Below are 13,913 nucleotides of genomic sequence, written 5' to 3'. Positions count from 1 at the left end.
ATTCAAACAACTCCGAAACCGATCACCAGAGGTCCGCCGTGTGTCCGCAAGCGCCGACAGCCTCAGGCCGGACGGATGGGCGGACCATCAGGACCCACTCGCGGCTCTCGCAGGACCAGCCGCCGGCCTCGACCACCGGACGGCGCGTCCGCTCGACGAAGCCCGCCGTCTCGTAAAGCGCGATGGCGGCGGTGTTCCCCTCCGCGACGATCAGGGAAAGCTCGCGATCTCCGCCCAGGTCCAGAGCATGCTGCATGAGCTTCCGGGCCACGCCGCGGCGCCGGAAACGCGGATAGACGGCGACCACATTCACATAAAGCGACCGGAGGGCAAGGTTCTCAAGCTCCTGCAGCGGCTGAATAATCGCGGGAAGATCATAGACGGGCAGTGGCACCTCCCCTATGCGATAGGTTATCAGCAGTGCCGCGGTTTCGCCGCCGATCTCGGCGATCGTGGCATTACGCCAGCTGAAGTTGCAATCCTCGCTCGCCGCCCGGCGCGCGCCGACAGCCCAGGCATCCTCGCCGGGAAGGGCGATCGCCTGCCAGAAATACGAGGAGAGCCCCTCGCCCGCCATATCGACGAGGCGGGCCATGTCGAGCGCGTCCGCCGGGCTCGCGGGGCGCAGCAGGATGGTATGGGCACCGCTCTCAGGCGGCGCAGTTCCGGAGAAAGACATTGCCGATCTCTCCTATATGCCTGTGGTCGCGCCCACATCGGCCCCCGATCACCCGGAGGCGCGGAAGCAGCTCGACGAGGCGGCGGCAGACATCGGCGAAAGCCTCGGGCTCGCCCGCCTCGGGCACCGCAGCGAGCCGGAACCCGGCCTGGCCCTGCGGCGCGACCTTGGCGCGCAGCCCGCCGATCCGGGCAGTCCAGCTGCCGGACAGCGCATCGACGACATGGGCGGGGTGGGCACAATCGACCATGTAGTAGACGGCGCCGGCCTCCGTTGCCGCATCGCAGCGGCGCACCGCCTCGCCGAGCGTCATGCCTGACGGCAGGCAGCCATCGGCTCCGACCGTGAACGAGATCACCACCGGCATGTCCTCCGTCTGCGCCGCGCGGACGATGCCGATCGCTTCCTCGACCCGGGGCAGGGCTGCGCCCGTGACGAGATCGGCCCCGGCCCGCCGCAGGGCGCGCACCTGATCGGTGTGATACCCCTGTGCCGTGTCGGCGCTCTGGTACGATCCGGCATCTTCTTCGCCGCTTCTGGGACCAATACTGCCGCTGATGACGATGGGAGTCGACCGTGTCTCTTCCCACCGGCGCAATTGCAGGAGCAATTCAACTGCATTGGTATTGGCCGCGAGCAGCGCGGCGGGGGAATAGCCGAGCCGCCGGGCCCAGTCGCGGCTCGCCCGCCAGGTCGCGCTCTCCAGGACGAGGCCCGCGCCCTGCGCACGGGCAAGATCGACATGGGCCCGGAAATAGCGCAGGAGCGCCGCGCGCCCGTCGTTGGTCTGCAGCAGGTGAAAGGCGGCGAGCTCGGGCAGGTCGAGCCGTTCGCGCAGGATCATGGCCGCTTCCAGCCCGCCGTCGGTCAGGAACATGCGCTCGGCCTCAGCATCGCTGCACTGGGGAAGTCGGGTCCGGTATTTCGCGACATACATCCTGTTGATCCTCGCTGCTGCTGCACATTGTCCTCGATGCCCCTCACGGGCATAAACGTTTCTAGATTTCCTGCCGTTACACGAGCGTGACGCGCCCACTCATGATGATCTTCCCGGCACCCGTTCCTGCCCTGCACCTTCCGGCGGACCTCCGATGAGCGGCGTGCTCTGCCTCGGGGCCGCGCATTGGGACATGATCGCGCGGACAGGCCACGCGCTGCCTCCGGGGGCGGATGTGCCCGGACGCATCCGGCGCGTGCCGGGGGGCGTGGCCGCCAATGTGGCGCTCGGGCTGGTCGCGGCGGGTTGTGCCGCCGAGCTCATGGCCGCGATCGGCGCGGATGCCGAGGGAGAGGCTCTGCTTGCCGCGCTGAAGGCGGACGGGGTCGCCTGCGGCGAAGTGCTGCGCGAGGGACGGACCGGCTGCTATCTGGCGATCGAGCGCGCCGACGGGGCGCTTCACGCCGCGGTGGCGGATTGCGATGGCCTGGAGGCCGCCGCGGCGGCGCTCGGCCGGGCCCTGGCGGCGCGGATGCACGCGCGCGCCCTCCCGTGCGGGCTCGTGCTCGACGGGAACCTGCCGGTTTCTGTGCTGAATGACGCTCTTGGCGCCCCGGTGCCGGCCATCGCGCTCCTCGCCGCGAGCCCCGAGAAGGCCGCGAGCCTCCGCGGGCTCGGGCTCCACGAGGGCGTCACGCTCTACGCCAATCTTGCCGAGGCCCGCGCGATCTGCGCCACCCCGCTGCCCGACACGATCGCCGCGGCGCAAGCCCTGCGCGCCCGCGGCGCAGGCGCGGCTCTTGTCACCGACGGCCCGCGTGCGGCATGTTTCGCCGACAGCACGGGCCCGGTGAGCGCGCGTCCGCCCGCCGCCGCCATCCGGCGCATCACCGGCGCGGGCGACGCCCTCGCTGCCGCCCATATCGCCGCACGCCTCGCGGGGCTCAGCCCGCAGGCGGCGCTTGAAGCCGCCCTCACCGCCGCCGCGCGGCATCTGGAACAGATCGACCCATGACCCTTCCCATGACCCTTTCCGCGGATGTCGCCGCGGCACTCGATGCAGGCCGTCCCGTGGTGGCGCTCGAATCGACCATCATCACCCACGGGATGCCCGCGCCGGAAAATCTCGAGACCGCGCGGGCGGTTGAGGCGGAGGTGCGGGCGGGCGGCGCGGTGCCTGCGACGATCGCGATTCTCGAGGGCCGGATCCACGTCGGGCTGGACGAGGCGGAGCTTGCCCGCCTCGCGGGAGCATCTGCGGTGCGGAAGCTCTCGCGCGCCGATCTCGCGGTGGCGCTCGTCGAGGGGGCGACGGGTTCGACGACGGTTGCGGCGACGATGATCGTGGCCGCGCGTGCCGGCATCGGCGTCTTTGCCACCGGCGGCATCGGAGGTGTGCACCGCGGCGCGGAGACGAGCTTCGACGTTTCCGCCGACCTCTACGAGCTTGCACAGACCCCGGTGACGGTGGTCGCGAGCGGCGCGAAGGCGATCCTCGACCTGCCGAAGACCCTCGAGCTGCTCGAGACGCTGGGCGTCCCGGTCTTCGCCGTGGGGCAGGACGACTTTCCGGCCTTCTGGTCGCGCTCCTCGGGCCTGCCCGCACCGCTCCGGCAGGATGATCCGGCGCGGATCGCCGAGGCCCAGCTCATGCGCCGCGCGCTCGGCCTGCCCGGCGGGCAGCTCGTCGCCAATCCGATCCCGGAGGCGGCCGAGATCCCGGCCAGCGAGATGGGGCCGCAGATCGAGGCGGCACTCGCCGCGGCCGATGCGGCGGGCATAAAAGCCAAGGAGGTGACGCCGTTCCTCCTCGCCCATATCGCCGAACAGAGCCAGGGGCGCGCGCTCGCCGCCAATATCGCGCTCGTCAGGAACAACGCCCGCTTCGCCGCCCGGATCGCGGCAGCGCTTGCCGCTGCGTCAGCGAAATAGTCTCCGAAGCGCTTCTTGTGCGGTGCGAGAGCGCACACTAACATCTGTTGCGTTCAAGGATTCCATCCGACATGGCCAGAAAACCCATACGGCGCCGCAAAGGCACCCCGAAGCCGCCCCTGTTGCAGCGGCTGCGCGGCGATTTCCTCACCGGTCTCGTGGTGGTGTTGCCGGTCTTTCTCACGATCTACCTGCTCTGGGCGACGATCGGCTTCATCGACGCCAAGGTGATCCCGCTGATTCCGAACCGCTACAACCCGGAGAACGTCTTCGGGCGGAATATCTTCGGCTTCGGCGTGGTCGTCTTCCTGACCTTCACCACCCTCGTGGGCGCGCTCACCAAGGGCTTCATAGGCCGGAAGATCCTGCACACCGGCGAGCGGATGGTCGAGCGGATGCCGATCGTGCGCTCGCTCTACAACGGGCTGAAGCAGATCGTCGAAACCATCTTCAGCCAGACCAACAACTCGTTCCAGAACGCCTGCCTGATCGAATACCCGCGCAAGGGGCTCTGGGCGGTCGCCTTCGTCTCGACCGACACCTCGGGCGAGATCCGGGAACGGGCCGGCGCAGACGAACTCGTGAGCGTGTTCCTCCCCACGACGCCGAACCCGACCTCGGGTTTCCTGCTCTTCGTGCCGCGCGAGGACATCGTGTATCTCGACATGAGCATCGAGGAGGCGGCGAAACTCATCATCTCGGCCGGTCTCGTCGAACCGCCCTACCCGCGCGCGGCCCCCGCCCGCGGCGCGAAGAGCCCGCCCCCGGCGGCAAAACGCGCGAGCGCACCCGCCTCCTGAGCCCGTCGCATCAGATCAGCGCGGAAGCAACAATTGCGGCGATTCCGGGAAAACCTTGCGCGAGACCGCTGACACGGACACGAAAGCGTCTACATAATGTCACAAATGACGGCTAAAGAGCGGGCGCATCGAAGATGGGAAAGGAACGACCGATGAAGATTGCGGTCCTGGGTGGCGATGGGTTCTGCGGCTGGCCCACATCTCTGCATCTCTCCGATGCGGGGCACGAGGTGCATATCCTCGACAACCTCAGCCGCCGCTGGATCGACACCGAGCTCGGCGTCCAGTCGCTGACCCCGATGGATTCGATCCAGGAACGCACACGCATCTGGCATCAGGAAACCGGCAGGCGGATCCATTTCCACCTGATCGACCTCGCCAAGGATTATCAGATCCTGAAGCAGTGGCTGGCCGAGGAGCGCCCCGACGCGATCATCCATTTCGCCGAGCAGCGCGCCGCGCCCTATTCGATGAAGTCGGACCGGCACAAGAACTACACGGTCTCGAACAACGTCAACGCGACGCACAACCTGCTGAACGCGATGGTGGAGATCGGGCTTGATGCCCATCTCGTGCATCTCGGCACGATGGGGGTCTACGGCTACTCGACGATCGGCGCCGCGATCCCCGAGGGCTATCTCGACGCGGGCATCGAGACCCTCGACGGCACGACGAAGAAGATGGAGATCCTCTATCCGACGCGGCCGGGCTCGATCTATCACATGACCAAGAGCCTCGATCAGATCCTGTTCCAGTTCTACGCCCAGAATGACGGCCTCCGGATCACCGACCTGCATCAGGGCATCGTCTGGGGCACCCATACGGAGCAGACGAAGCGCCACGAGCAGCTCATCAACCGCTTCGACTACGACGGCGATTACGGCACGGTGCTCAACCGCTTCCTGATCCAGGCCGCCATCGGTTATCCGATCACCGTGCATGGCACGGGCGGGCAGACGCGGGCCTTCATCCACATCCAGGACAGCGTGCGCTGCATCGATCTCGCGCTTCAGGACGCGCCGAAGCGGGGCGAGCGGGTGAAGATCTTCAACCAGATGACGGAAACCCACCGGGTGCGGGATCTGGCCGAGCTTGTCTCGAAGCTCACGGGGGCCGAAATCGCCTGGCTGCCGAATCCGCGCAAGGAGGCGGCCGAGAACGATCTCGTGGTGAAGAACGACCAGTTCCTCGCGCTTGGCCTTGACCCGATCACGCTCCGAGAAGGGCTGCTCGACGAAGTGGTCGAGGTGGCGAAGAAATACGCCTATCGCGTGGACCGGAGCCGCATCGCCGCCGTTTCGGCCTGGACCAAGGAGATCTCCAAGGTCGTCGAGCGCGACCCGGAGCATCGCGGGCTCAAGTCCGTCTCCTGATCCATGCAGGACGGACCTGAGCTTTCGGGCGCGGCCGGCTCCGACCGCGCCTATGTGACGCTTGTCACCAACGAGGCCTACCTTCCCGGCGCGGTCGCGCTTGTCCGGTCGCTTCGCCTGAGTGGCACGGCGGCGGATATCGTGGTGATGCATACCGGAGCCGTGGGGCCAGAGGCCCTCGCGCCGCTCGGGGAGCTCGGCGCGCGGCTCGCGCTCTGCGAACTTCTCCCGACCTCCGAGGCCTTCAACGCGGCTCACGCGCGCGGCGAGATCCATGGGCGGAACCCCTTCACCAAGGGCGGCAAGCCCGCCTTTCACACGCCGCTCGACAATTTCGTCAAGCTCCGGCTCTGGCAGCTCGAGGACTACGCGCGCGTTGTCTTCATCGATGCCGATGCGCTCGTGCTGCGCAATTGCGACCGCTTCTTCGCCTATCCCGAGTTCTCGGCCGCGCCGAACGTCTATGAGGGGCTGGTGGATTTCCGGCGGATGAACTCGGGCGTCTTCACGGCGCGTCCCGACGCGAAGACGTTCGCCGCGATGCTGGAGCGCCTCGATACCCCCGGCGCATTCTGGAAGCGCACCGACCAGACCTTCCTGCAGACCTTCTTTCCTGACTGGAACGGGCTGACGGTCTACGACAACATGCTGCAATACGTCTGGTTCAATCTTCCCGAGCTCTGGGACTGGTCGATGATCCGGGTGCTGCATTTCCAGTATGAAAAGCCGTGGCAGGCGAACCATCCGAAGTCCGAGCAGCTTGCGCCGCTGATCGCGCTCTGGCGTGCCTATTACACCGGCACGGGCGTGCCCGAGGACATCGCCGCCCTGCCCCCGCCGGCCTGATGCGGGTTCTCGTTACCGGCGGCACGGGCCAGCTCGGGCGCTTCATCGTCGCGGGGCTTGCGGAGGCGGGCCATGACGTGGTGCTGCTCGGACGGAAGCCGCAGCCGGGCCATGCGCTTCACGCCTGGAGCCTTGCGGAGACGGCCCCGGAGCTGCCGCCCGCCGATGCGCTCGTTCATGCCGCATTCGACCATGTTCCGGGGCGCTATCGCGGCGGCGAGGGCGATGACCCCGCGCGGTTCCTGCGGCTCAACCGGGACGGTTCGGCGGCGCTGTTCGAGGCCGCGCGCCGGGCGGGTATCCCGCGCTGGCTCTTTCTCTCGAGCCGGTCCGTCTATGGCGACCACCGGCGGGGGGAGATTCTGGCGGAGACCGATACGCCCGCGCCGGACTCGCTCTATGGCGAGGCAAAGCTCGCGACCGAGCAGGACATGGCGCGGCTTGCCGGGGCTGCGGCGACGCCGGTCACGCTGCGCGCCACCGGCGTCTACGGCATACCGCCGGGCCTTTCATCGCATAAGTGGGACGGGCTTTTCCGCGACTTCCTCGCCGGCGCGACGATCGAACCCCGCATCGGCACCGAACTTCACGGCGCAGATCTGGCGGAGGCGGTGCGGCGGCTGCTGGAAGCCCCCTCGGAGGACGCGAGAGGCGCGTTCAACGCCTCGGACATCCTGCTTGACCGTCATGACCTCCTCGCGCGGCTGAAAAAGCAAACGGGCGCTCCTCGGCCGCTTCCGCCGCGCTACGAGGGGACGCTGCCGGGGATCATGGCAACCGTGAAGCTGCAGCGGCTGGGCTGGCGGCCAGGCGGGACCGAACGGCTTGCGGCCTTTCTCGCTTCGCTTGCTTCTCACTGAGGGTCAGCCCACCAGACCTCGGGCGCCCAGCCGATCCAGTCCCCATAGGCCGGAACATCGGCCGGGTGATGCAGATTGGCGGCGTGGAGGATGTAGCTCTTGTCGTTGAACCAGAACGGCACGACGTAACGGCCGGTTGTCAGCACGCGGTCGAGCGCCCGCACGGCGGCGGTGAATTCCGCCTGATCCGGCGCGGAGAGCATGTCGGAGATCAACGCACCGATCGCGGGCGTGTTCGCCCCCATGTAGTTGCGCGTGCCGGGCTCGGTCACACCCGCGGCGCCCCAGTAGAGCGTCTGCTCGTTGCCCGGGCTGAGGGAGAGGTTCCAGGCCCCGACGATCATGTCGTAGTCGTAGACGCTGATCCGCTGGTTATACTGCGCGCTGTCGACGAGGCGGGTGCGGACCTCGATCCCGAGCTGGCGCAGGGCATCGGCATAGAGATTGGCGATGGCTTCATTGGCGCTGTCGGTGAGCAGGATCTCGAAGGAGAACGGGACGCCAGCGTCGTTCTTCAGCACCCCGTCCTGCACCGTCCAGCCCGCCTCCGCGAGTTCGGCCGCCGCCCTGAGCATGTTGCGGCGGTTTCGGGTCGAGCCGTCCGATATCGGGAGCGCATAGGCCTCGAGCGCATCGGGCGGGAGTGTGTCGGCAAACGGAGTGAGCAGCTCCCTCACGCGCCCCTCGGCCGGACCGTCGGACATGGCGAGCATCGAGTTCGAGAAATAGCTCTTCGCCCGCGGCAGCACGCCACCGTTCACGGTGCCGTTGATAAACTCGAAGTTGAACGCATGGATCAGCGCGTCGCGGACCCGCCAGTCGGCAAAGACCGGGCGGCGGGTATTGAAGACGAAGCCCGACATGCCGGAAGGGCGGGCGTGCGGAATCTCCTCGCGCACCATCTCGCCGGACGTCACCGCCGGAAAGTCGTATTCGCCGGCCCAGAGCGCGGGCGACACCTCGCGGTAGAAGGTCACCACCCCCGCCTTCACCGCCTGAAACCGGACCCCTGCATCGACGAAGTAGTCATAGCGGATCTCGTCAAAGTTGTTCAGACCGCGATTGTAGGGCAGATCCCGCCCCCAGTAGTCGGGATTGCGCCGGAACGTGATGAAGCGGCCAGGTTCAAAGCCGCCGACCACATAAGGTCCGGAGCCTTTGGGAACCCGCAGACTGCTCTGGGCGAAGTCGATTCCGTCCCAGTCCGACTTCTCGAGAATCGGCCGCAAACCGATGATGAGCGGCAGCTCGCTGTCGGCTTCAGAGAATTCGAATCGTACCGAGCGCTCGCCGGTCTGCACGACGTTTGCGACTTTCGACCAGGCGTTGGCGTAGCGCGGCATCCCCTTTTTCGCGAGTGTTTCCATAGACCAGATCACATCTTCGACCGTCACCGGCGCGCCGTCGGAGAATCGGGCCTCCGGCCGGAGGGTGAATTCGACCCATTTGCGGTCGGGTCCGGTCTCGACTGATTCGGCCAGAAGACCGTAAAGGGCGAAGGGCTCGTCCCAGTTCCGCGCCAGCAGAGTCTCGAAAACGTGAGATCCGACACCCCAGGGCGCGCGGCCCTTGAGGATGAACGGGTTCAGGGAGTCAAAAGCACCAACCTCGCCGAAGACAACGCGGCCGCCTTTCGGCGCATCTGGATTGGCATAGGGCAGGGACACAAAATCAGGTGGGAGGGCCGGCTCGCCATACATAGCAATGCCATGCGCGGGTTCGGCAAATGCCCCGCAGGTTATCTCGGCACTTGCCAGGATTGTTGCCAGAATCCCCCAGAAAGCCCGTGTCTTTTTCGTCACAATCGATGCCTTTGATTAACCATGACCACTCTAGCGGTGCCTCCAGGCAGGCGCATCACGATTTTTGGCTTGGCGTTACATCATTGATTTTGTATAAGGGTTTCACTGCTCGATAGGTTTCTTGCCTGTATGAAACCTGCCTCAACGACTTGACGCCCTCCTCGTGAGGGCGTCTTTTTTGCGTACTAGCCCCACACACACTGCCAGTCTGCCTTGCCTGTTCGCAGATGCGGTAGCTATGATCCGCGCGCAAATTCACAAGTTGCGAGGGACTATGTCGATCACGGGCAAATGCGCAGTCATCACCGGCTCGAACTCAGGTATCGGACTCGGCGTCGCCGAAGAGCTGGCCAGACAGGGCGCGAATATCGTCCTGAACTCGTTTTCCGATCGCCCCGAGGACCACGCCCTCGCCGACAAGATCGCGAAGGAACACAAGGTTCAGGCGATCTACATCAAGGCGGACATGTCCCGCGGCGACGAGTGCCGCGCACTCGTCACCCAGGCCAAGGAGGCGCTGGGACGGGTTGACATCCTCGTCAACAATGCAGGCATCCAGCATGTCGCCCCCATCGACGAGTTTCCCGTCGAGAAGTGGGACCAGATCATCGCGATCAACATGAGCTCGGCCTTTCACACCACGGCCGCCGCCCTGCCGATCATGCGGGAGCAGGGCTGGGGCCGTGTGGTCAACATCGCCTCCGCCCACGGCCTCACCGCCTCGCCCTACAAGTCTGCCTATGTCTCGGCCAAGCATGGTGTCGTCGGCATGACCAAGACGGTCGCGCTCGAAACCGCCGAGGAACCGATCACCTGCAACGCAATCTGCCCCGGCTATGTGCTCACACCCCTGGTCGAGGCCCAGATTCCCGACACGATGAAGCAGTACAACATGGACCGCGAGACCGTGATCCGCGAGGTGCTGCTCCAGCGCCAGCCGTCCAAGCAGTTTGCCACGGTCGAGCAGATCGGCGGCACGGTTGCCTTCCTCTGCTCGCCCGCGGCCGAGCAGATCACCGGCACGACCATCTCGGTCGATGGGGGCTGGACCGCGCTGTGACGCGCACCGCCATCAATCTTGCGCTCCAGGGAGGAGGCGCCCACGGCGCCTTCACCTGGGGCACGCTCGACCGCCTTCTCGAAGAGGAGGATATCGAGATCGAGGGCATCACCGCCACCTCGGCGGGCGCTATGAACGCCGCAGCCCTGAAGCACGGCTGGATAAGTGGCGGCAATGCCGGGGCCCGCGAGAGCCTGGACAGCTTCTGGTTGAGTCTGGCCGGCCTCGACGGCGTGCTCTCGGACGCGATCATCGAGTGGCTGCGCTGCGTCTCGCCGAACCCCACGGTGATCGCGCGGGTGATCGAGGCGAACCCGGCCGTGCTTGCGGGTGAGGTCGTGACGCGCATGCTCTCGCCCTACCAGCTCAATCCGCTGAACTTCCATCCGCTGCGCAGCACCGTCGAGGCGCTGCTCGATTACGACAAGGTCTGCGCCGCCACCGGGCCGAAGCTTTTCATCACCGCGACTCATGTCCGCACCGGCAAGCCGCGTGTCTTCTCCGGCGACGACATCACCGCCGATGCCATCCTCGCTTCCGCCTGTCTGCCGACGATCTACCAGGCCATCGAGATCGAGGACCCCCGGACCGGCAAGATGGAAGCCTACTGGGACGGCGGCTACATGGGGAACCCGGCGCTATTCCCGCTTTTCTACAACACCGAGAGCCCGGACATCCTGATCGTGCACATCAACCCGCTCGAACGCGAGGACGTGCCCCGAACAGCGCAGGACATCCTCAACCGCATCAACGAGATCAGTTTCAACGCCTCGCTGCTCCGCGAGTTGCGCGGCATCGACTTCGTCAACCGGCTGATCGAGAACGGCGTGATCGCCCCCGAGGCGATGAAGCAGAACTTCATCCATTCTGTGCGCGACGACGCCTTCATGAGCCAGCTCGGCATCGCCACCAAGATGACGCTGAACCGCGCGCTCCTGCTGCAGCTCAAGGACGCCGGACGCGCCGCGATGGACAGCTTTCTCGCCGCGCACCGCAAGGATCTCGGCAAGCGCACCTCGGTCGACCTCAGGGCGATGTTCTCCTGAAAGGACCGGTGCGCGCCCCGCGCCGGGATCAGAACTCCACTTCGAGCTCGATGATCTCGTCGGGCTCGGCCAGCGCGCCCTCGATCCAGTCCTGCATCGGCTCCCAGCCGTAGATCGTATCGCAATAGGCCTCGAGCGCGGGATCCAGTTCGACCGCATAGGTGCGGAACCGGGTGCAGACCGGCGCGAACATCGCATCGGCAACCGTCGGAGCGCCGAAGAGGAAGGGTCCGCCATAGCCGGCGAGGCACTCCGTCCAGATCTGCCGGATGCGTTCCACGTCAGGGCGGGCACCGGAGAAGATCTTGAAGAACTTGTGCCGGGCCTTGATGTTCATCGGCAGGGCCGAGCGCAGGTTGTGGAAGCCGGAATGCATCTCGCCCGAGATGGCGCGGCAATGCGCCCGGGCGTGCCGCTCCGCAGGATACATCTGCGCGTCGGGAAAGATCTCGTTGAGATATTCCGCAATCGCGAGCGTGTCCCACACGCTGTCCTCACCGTTGGTGAGCCGCGGCACCCGCACGGAGGGGGAGAGCAGAAGCAGCTCCTGCCGCATCTCCGGATCATCAATATCGATGAGCTGCTCCTCGAAGTCGATGCCTGCCATGCGGCAGAGCAACCAGCCGCGCAACGACCAGGATGAGTAATTTTTAGACGAAATCGTCAATGTCGCTTTAGCCATGTTTGCCCTCGGACCGCCTTTCAGACAGGATGCATCACAATTCTCTCGCACCGCAACATTAAATACACTAGCTTTCTGTCTGTGGTGCAGCACGACTTGCGGGAGGGGCGAATGCTCTATCAGGCTTATCAGCTTCAGGACGATCTCATGGCTCCGTTCCGGCTGATGGCCTCCTCACTCAGCAACGGCGCCGCGCCCGAGTGGATGAAGTCCCTGCCCGGCAAGAGCCACATCAATGCCTCTCTCGAGATGCTGGCGCGTTTCAAGCTCAGCCACGAGCGGCCGAGCTTCGGCATTCCGAGCGTGATGGTCGGCAACCGGGACGTGCCCGTCACCGAAGAGGTCGTGCTCTCCAAACCGTTCGGGAACCTCCTGCATTTTGCCAAGGACATCGACACGCCGCAGCCGAAGATCCTTGTGGTTGCCCCCCTCTCCGGGCATTTCGCAACGCTTCTGGCCGGTACGGTGCGCACCCTGCTGGAAGATCACGACGTCTATATCACCGACTGGGCGAACGCCCGCGATGTGCCGGTGGAGGAGGGCCCGTTCGGCGTCGAGGATTACGTCGATTACGTGATCCAGTTCCTCGAGGAACTCGGGCCTGGCTCGAACGTGCTGGCAGTCTGCCAACCCTGTGTCCAGACGCTGATCGCGGTCGCGGTCATGTCTGCTGCGAACAACCCCGCAACCCCGCGCACGATGACGCTGATGGCCGGGCCGATCGATGTGCGCGAGAGCCCGACGATGGTCAACGAGCTCGCCAACGAGAAGTCGCTGTCCTGGTTCCGGAACAACGTCATCGCGACGGTGCCGGGCCGGCACAAGGGCGGCGGCCGGCGGGTCTATCCGGGTTTCATTCAGCTCATGTCCTTCATGGCGATGAACATGGATCGCCACCGCGAGGCGCATCGCAAGCTCTATGTGAACCTCGCCAATGGCGAATACGAGAAGGCGCGGAAGACGAAGGAATTCTACGACGAATATTTCGCCGTTCTCGATCTGACCGAGGAATTCTACCTCGAGACGATCGACCGGGTCTTCCAGCGGGCGGAGCTTGCGACCGGAGATTTCACCTATCGCGGCACGCCGGTCGATTGCGGCGCGATCCGCAAGACGGCGCTTCTGACCGTCGAGGGCGGGCGCGACGACATCTGTTCCCTTGGCCAGACCACCGCGGCGCACGATCTCTGCCGCTCGCTGCGCCCGCATCTGAAGCGCCACCACCTGCAGGCCAATGTCGGCCATTACGGGGTCTTCAACGGCAAGCGCTGGGAAAAGGAGATCTATCCGATCGTCCGGAACCTCATCCTCGCGATGGAGTGACCCGGGGCGGAGCTCCCGCCGGGTCTTCCTCGGAGGCAAGGATCTTGGCCAGCCGCGGCAGGCCTGCGCGCTTCAGAAGTGTCCTCAGCGGCTGCGGCCGGCCGGAAACCTGCTCGGCGTGGGCCTGAACGCCCGCCGCGACGGAACCAAGCCCCTGCCCGTCCTGGTGGATTTCGACCAGCAGACTGTCGGGATCGCGGGGGATCAGGCCATGGCGCGCAAGCGTGCGGCTCGGGAAATCCCGCCGGTTCAAAGTCACCAGCGTGTCCGCTCCGCCGGCCAGCGCCGCGGCGACCACATGCCGGTCATCGGGATCGGGCAGCGAGATCAGCGCCTCGGCCTCGGGCGTCGCCTCGGCCATCGCCTCTGGCCAGCGGGCGCGCATCCGGCCGATCTCGGCTCGCGCAATCGCCTCAGCCCCGACCGGCAGACGCCGTGTGGCGCGCGCCCATTCCTCGAGGATCCGCTCCGACCAGACCGGCTCGAAGCAGCCCGCCGCTGCCGCGCCGAGCAGCATCTCGCGCATGACGCTCGGAAACAGCACGCAGGCATCGAGACAGGCTTTCATGCCGC

14 protein-coding genes are annotated in these 13,913 nt (G+C 66.0%); 9 read left to right on the top strand and 5 right to left on the bottom strand.

All coding sequences use genetic code 11. The features are described from left to right. Positions 1–22 precede the first annotated feature (22 nt). Both ACF66B_RS15045 and ACF66B_RS15040 read right to left on the bottom strand, forming a co-directional pair. Positions 23–679, bottom strand: coding sequence for a GNAT family N-acetyltransferase (locus ACF66B_RS15045; RefSeq protein WP_111430086.1), 657 nt, complete (start codon positions 677–679; stop codon positions 23–25). Continuing rightward, on the bottom strand, positions 651–1,616 hold the full coding sequence (locus tag ACF66B_RS15040; protein WP_392663120.1) for a homocysteine S-methyltransferase family protein: 966 nt from the start codon (positions 1,614–1,616) through the stop codon (positions 651–653). The genes ACF66B_RS15045 and ACF66B_RS15040 overlap by 29 nt, the downstream gene beginning before the upstream one ends. 154 nt (positions 1,617–1,770) lie before the next feature. On the opposite strand from ACF66B_RS15040, the gene ACF66B_RS15035 reads away from it, so the two are divergent. The 6 genes from ACF66B_RS15035 (at position 1,771) to ACF66B_RS15010 (ending at position 7,427) form a co-directional block, all read left to right on the top strand. Then, complete coding sequence (locus tag ACF66B_RS15035) at positions 1,771–2,631, top strand: PfkB family carbohydrate kinase (RefSeq protein ID WP_111430085.1); 861 nt, start codon at positions 1,771–1,773, stop codon at positions 2,629–2,631. Beyond that, positions 2,628–3,548: a pseudouridine-5'-phosphate glycosidase gene (locus ACF66B_RS15030; RefSeq protein ID WP_111430084.1), complete on the top strand. Its 921-nt coding sequence runs from the start codon at positions 2,628–2,630 to the stop codon at positions 3,546–3,548. The genes ACF66B_RS15035 and ACF66B_RS15030 overlap by 4 nt, the downstream gene beginning before the upstream one ends. A 71-nt stretch (positions 3,549–3,619) precedes the next feature. Further along, positions 3,620–4,348, top strand: a complete 729-nt coding sequence (locus tag ACF66B_RS15025) for a DUF502 domain-containing protein (protein ID WP_111430083.1) — start codon at positions 3,620–3,622, stop codon at positions 4,346–4,348. A gap of 152 nt (positions 4,349–4,500) precedes the next feature. Beyond that, entirely contained in the window at positions 4,501–5,721 is a 1,221-nt protein-coding gene (locus ACF66B_RS15020; protein ID WP_111430082.1) for an NAD-dependent epimerase/dehydratase family protein, read from the top strand. A 3-nt stretch (positions 5,722–5,724) separates the two neighbouring features. Next, entirely contained in the window at positions 5,725–6,567 is an 843-nt protein-coding gene (locus ACF66B_RS15015) for a glycosyltransferase (protein ID WP_111430081.1), read from the top strand. Continuing rightward, a complete protein-coding gene (locus ACF66B_RS15010; protein WP_111430080.1) occupies positions 6,567–7,427 on the top strand; it encodes an NAD(P)-dependent oxidoreductase in 861 nt (286 codons plus the stop codon). Before ACF66B_RS15015 ends, ACF66B_RS15010 begins: the two co-directional genes overlap by 1 nt. Here the strand turns inward: ACF66B_RS15010 and ACF66B_RS15005 are convergent. After that, complete coding sequence (locus ACF66B_RS15005; RefSeq protein WP_111430079.1) at positions 7,421–9,127, bottom strand: extracellular solute-binding protein; 1,707 nt, start codon at positions 9,125–9,127, stop codon at positions 7,421–7,423. The genes ACF66B_RS15010 and ACF66B_RS15005 overlap by 7 nt on opposite strands. 376 nt (positions 9,128–9,503) lie before the next feature. Between ACF66B_RS15005 and ACF66B_RS15000 the strand changes: the two genes are divergently transcribed. Together ACF66B_RS15000 and ACF66B_RS14995 are read left to right on the top strand one after the other, a co-directional pair. Further along, positions 9,504–10,289 (top strand): 3-hydroxybutyrate dehydrogenase, encoded by a 786-nt coding sequence (locus ACF66B_RS15000; protein WP_111430078.1) that lies wholly within the window; start codon positions 9,504–9,506, stop codon positions 10,287–10,289. Beyond that, positions 10,286–11,335, top strand: a complete 1,050-nt coding sequence (locus ACF66B_RS14995; protein ID WP_111430077.1) for a patatin-like phospholipase family protein — start codon at positions 10,286–10,288, stop codon at positions 11,333–11,335. The genes ACF66B_RS15000 and ACF66B_RS14995 overlap by 4 nt, the downstream gene beginning before the upstream one ends. Positions 11,336–11,363: 28 nt before the next feature. Here the strand turns inward: ACF66B_RS14995 and ACF66B_RS14990 are convergent, their stop codons facing one another. Beyond that, on the bottom strand, positions 11,364–12,017 hold the full coding sequence (locus tag ACF66B_RS14990; protein ID WP_111430076.1) for a glutathione S-transferase family protein: 654 nt from the start codon (positions 12,015–12,017) through the stop codon (positions 11,364–11,366). A gap of 111 nt (positions 12,018–12,128) precedes the next feature. On the opposite strand from ACF66B_RS14990, the gene ACF66B_RS14985 reads away from it, so the two are divergent. After that, complete coding sequence (locus tag ACF66B_RS14985; RefSeq protein WP_111430075.1) at positions 12,129–13,340, top strand: polyhydroxyalkanoate depolymerase; 1,212 nt, start codon at positions 12,129–12,131, stop codon at positions 13,338–13,340. Here ACF66B_RS14985 and ACF66B_RS14980 read toward each other — a convergent pair. Then, positions 13,321–13,908: an RSP_2648 family PIN domain-containing protein gene (locus ACF66B_RS14980; RefSeq protein WP_111430074.1), complete on the bottom strand. Its 588-nt coding sequence runs from the start codon at positions 13,906–13,908 to the stop codon at positions 13,321–13,323. The two genes, ACF66B_RS14985 and ACF66B_RS14980, sit on opposite strands and share 20 nt — an antisense overlap. Between the last annotated feature and the right edge of the window lie 5 nt (positions 13,909–13,913).

This window comes from Amaricoccus sp. B4, assembly GCF_043226085.1.
GTDB lineage: Bacteria > Pseudomonadota > Alphaproteobacteria > Rhodobacterales > Rhodobacteraceae > Amaricoccus.
The sequence above is the reverse complement of the archived record's forward strand: the minus strand, read 5'-3'. Positions and strand labels throughout refer to the sequence as shown.

What these genes read in the sequence shown, in the direction of transcription:
- ACF66B_RS15045 (WP_111430086.1), bottom strand. Translation starts at nt 679, where the DNA reads ATGTCTTTCTCCGGAACTGCGCCGCCTGAGAGCGGTGCCCATACCATC.
- ACF66B_RS15040 (WP_392663120.1), bottom strand. Translation starts at nt 1,616, where the DNA reads ATGTATGTCGCGAAATACCGGACCCGACTTCCCCAGTGCAGCGATGCT.
- ACF66B_RS15035 (WP_111430085.1), top strand. Translation starts at nt 1,771, where the DNA reads ATGAGCGGCGTGCTCTGCCTCGGGGCCGCGCATTGGGACATGATCGCG.
- ACF66B_RS15030 (WP_111430084.1), top strand. Translation starts at nt 2,628, where the DNA reads ATGACCCTTCCCATGACCCTTTCCGCGGATGTCGCCGCGGCACTCGAT.
- ACF66B_RS15025 (WP_111430083.1), top strand. Translation starts at nt 3,620, where the DNA reads ATGGCCAGAAAACCCATACGGCGCCGCAAAGGCACCCCGAAGCCGCCC.
- ACF66B_RS15020 (WP_111430082.1), top strand. Translation starts at nt 4,501, where the DNA reads ATGAAGATTGCGGTCCTGGGTGGCGATGGGTTCTGCGGCTGGCCCACA.
- ACF66B_RS15015 (WP_111430081.1), top strand. Translation starts at nt 5,725, where the DNA reads ATGCAGGACGGACCTGAGCTTTCGGGCGCGGCCGGCTCCGACCGCGCC.
- ACF66B_RS15010 (WP_111430080.1), top strand. Translation starts at nt 6,567, where the DNA reads ATGCGGGTTCTCGTTACCGGCGGCACGGGCCAGCTCGGGCGCTTCATC.
- ACF66B_RS15005 (WP_111430079.1), bottom strand. Translation starts at nt 9,127, where the DNA reads ATGTATGGCGAGCCGGCCCTCCCACCTGATTTTGTGTCCCTGCCCTAT.
- ACF66B_RS15000 (WP_111430078.1), top strand. Translation starts at nt 9,504, where the DNA reads ATGTCGATCACGGGCAAATGCGCAGTCATCACCGGCTCGAACTCAGGT.
- ACF66B_RS14990 (WP_111430076.1), bottom strand. Translation starts at nt 12,017, where the DNA reads ATGGCTAAAGCGACATTGACGATTTCGTCTAAAAATTACTCATCCTGG.
- ACF66B_RS14985 (WP_111430075.1), top strand. Translation starts at nt 12,129, where the DNA reads ATGCTCTATCAGGCTTATCAGCTTCAGGACGATCTCATGGCTCCGTTC.
- ACF66B_RS14980 (WP_111430074.1), bottom strand. Translation starts at nt 13,908, where the DNA reads ATGAAAGCCTGTCTCGATGCCTGCGTGCTGTTTCCGAGCGTCATGCGC.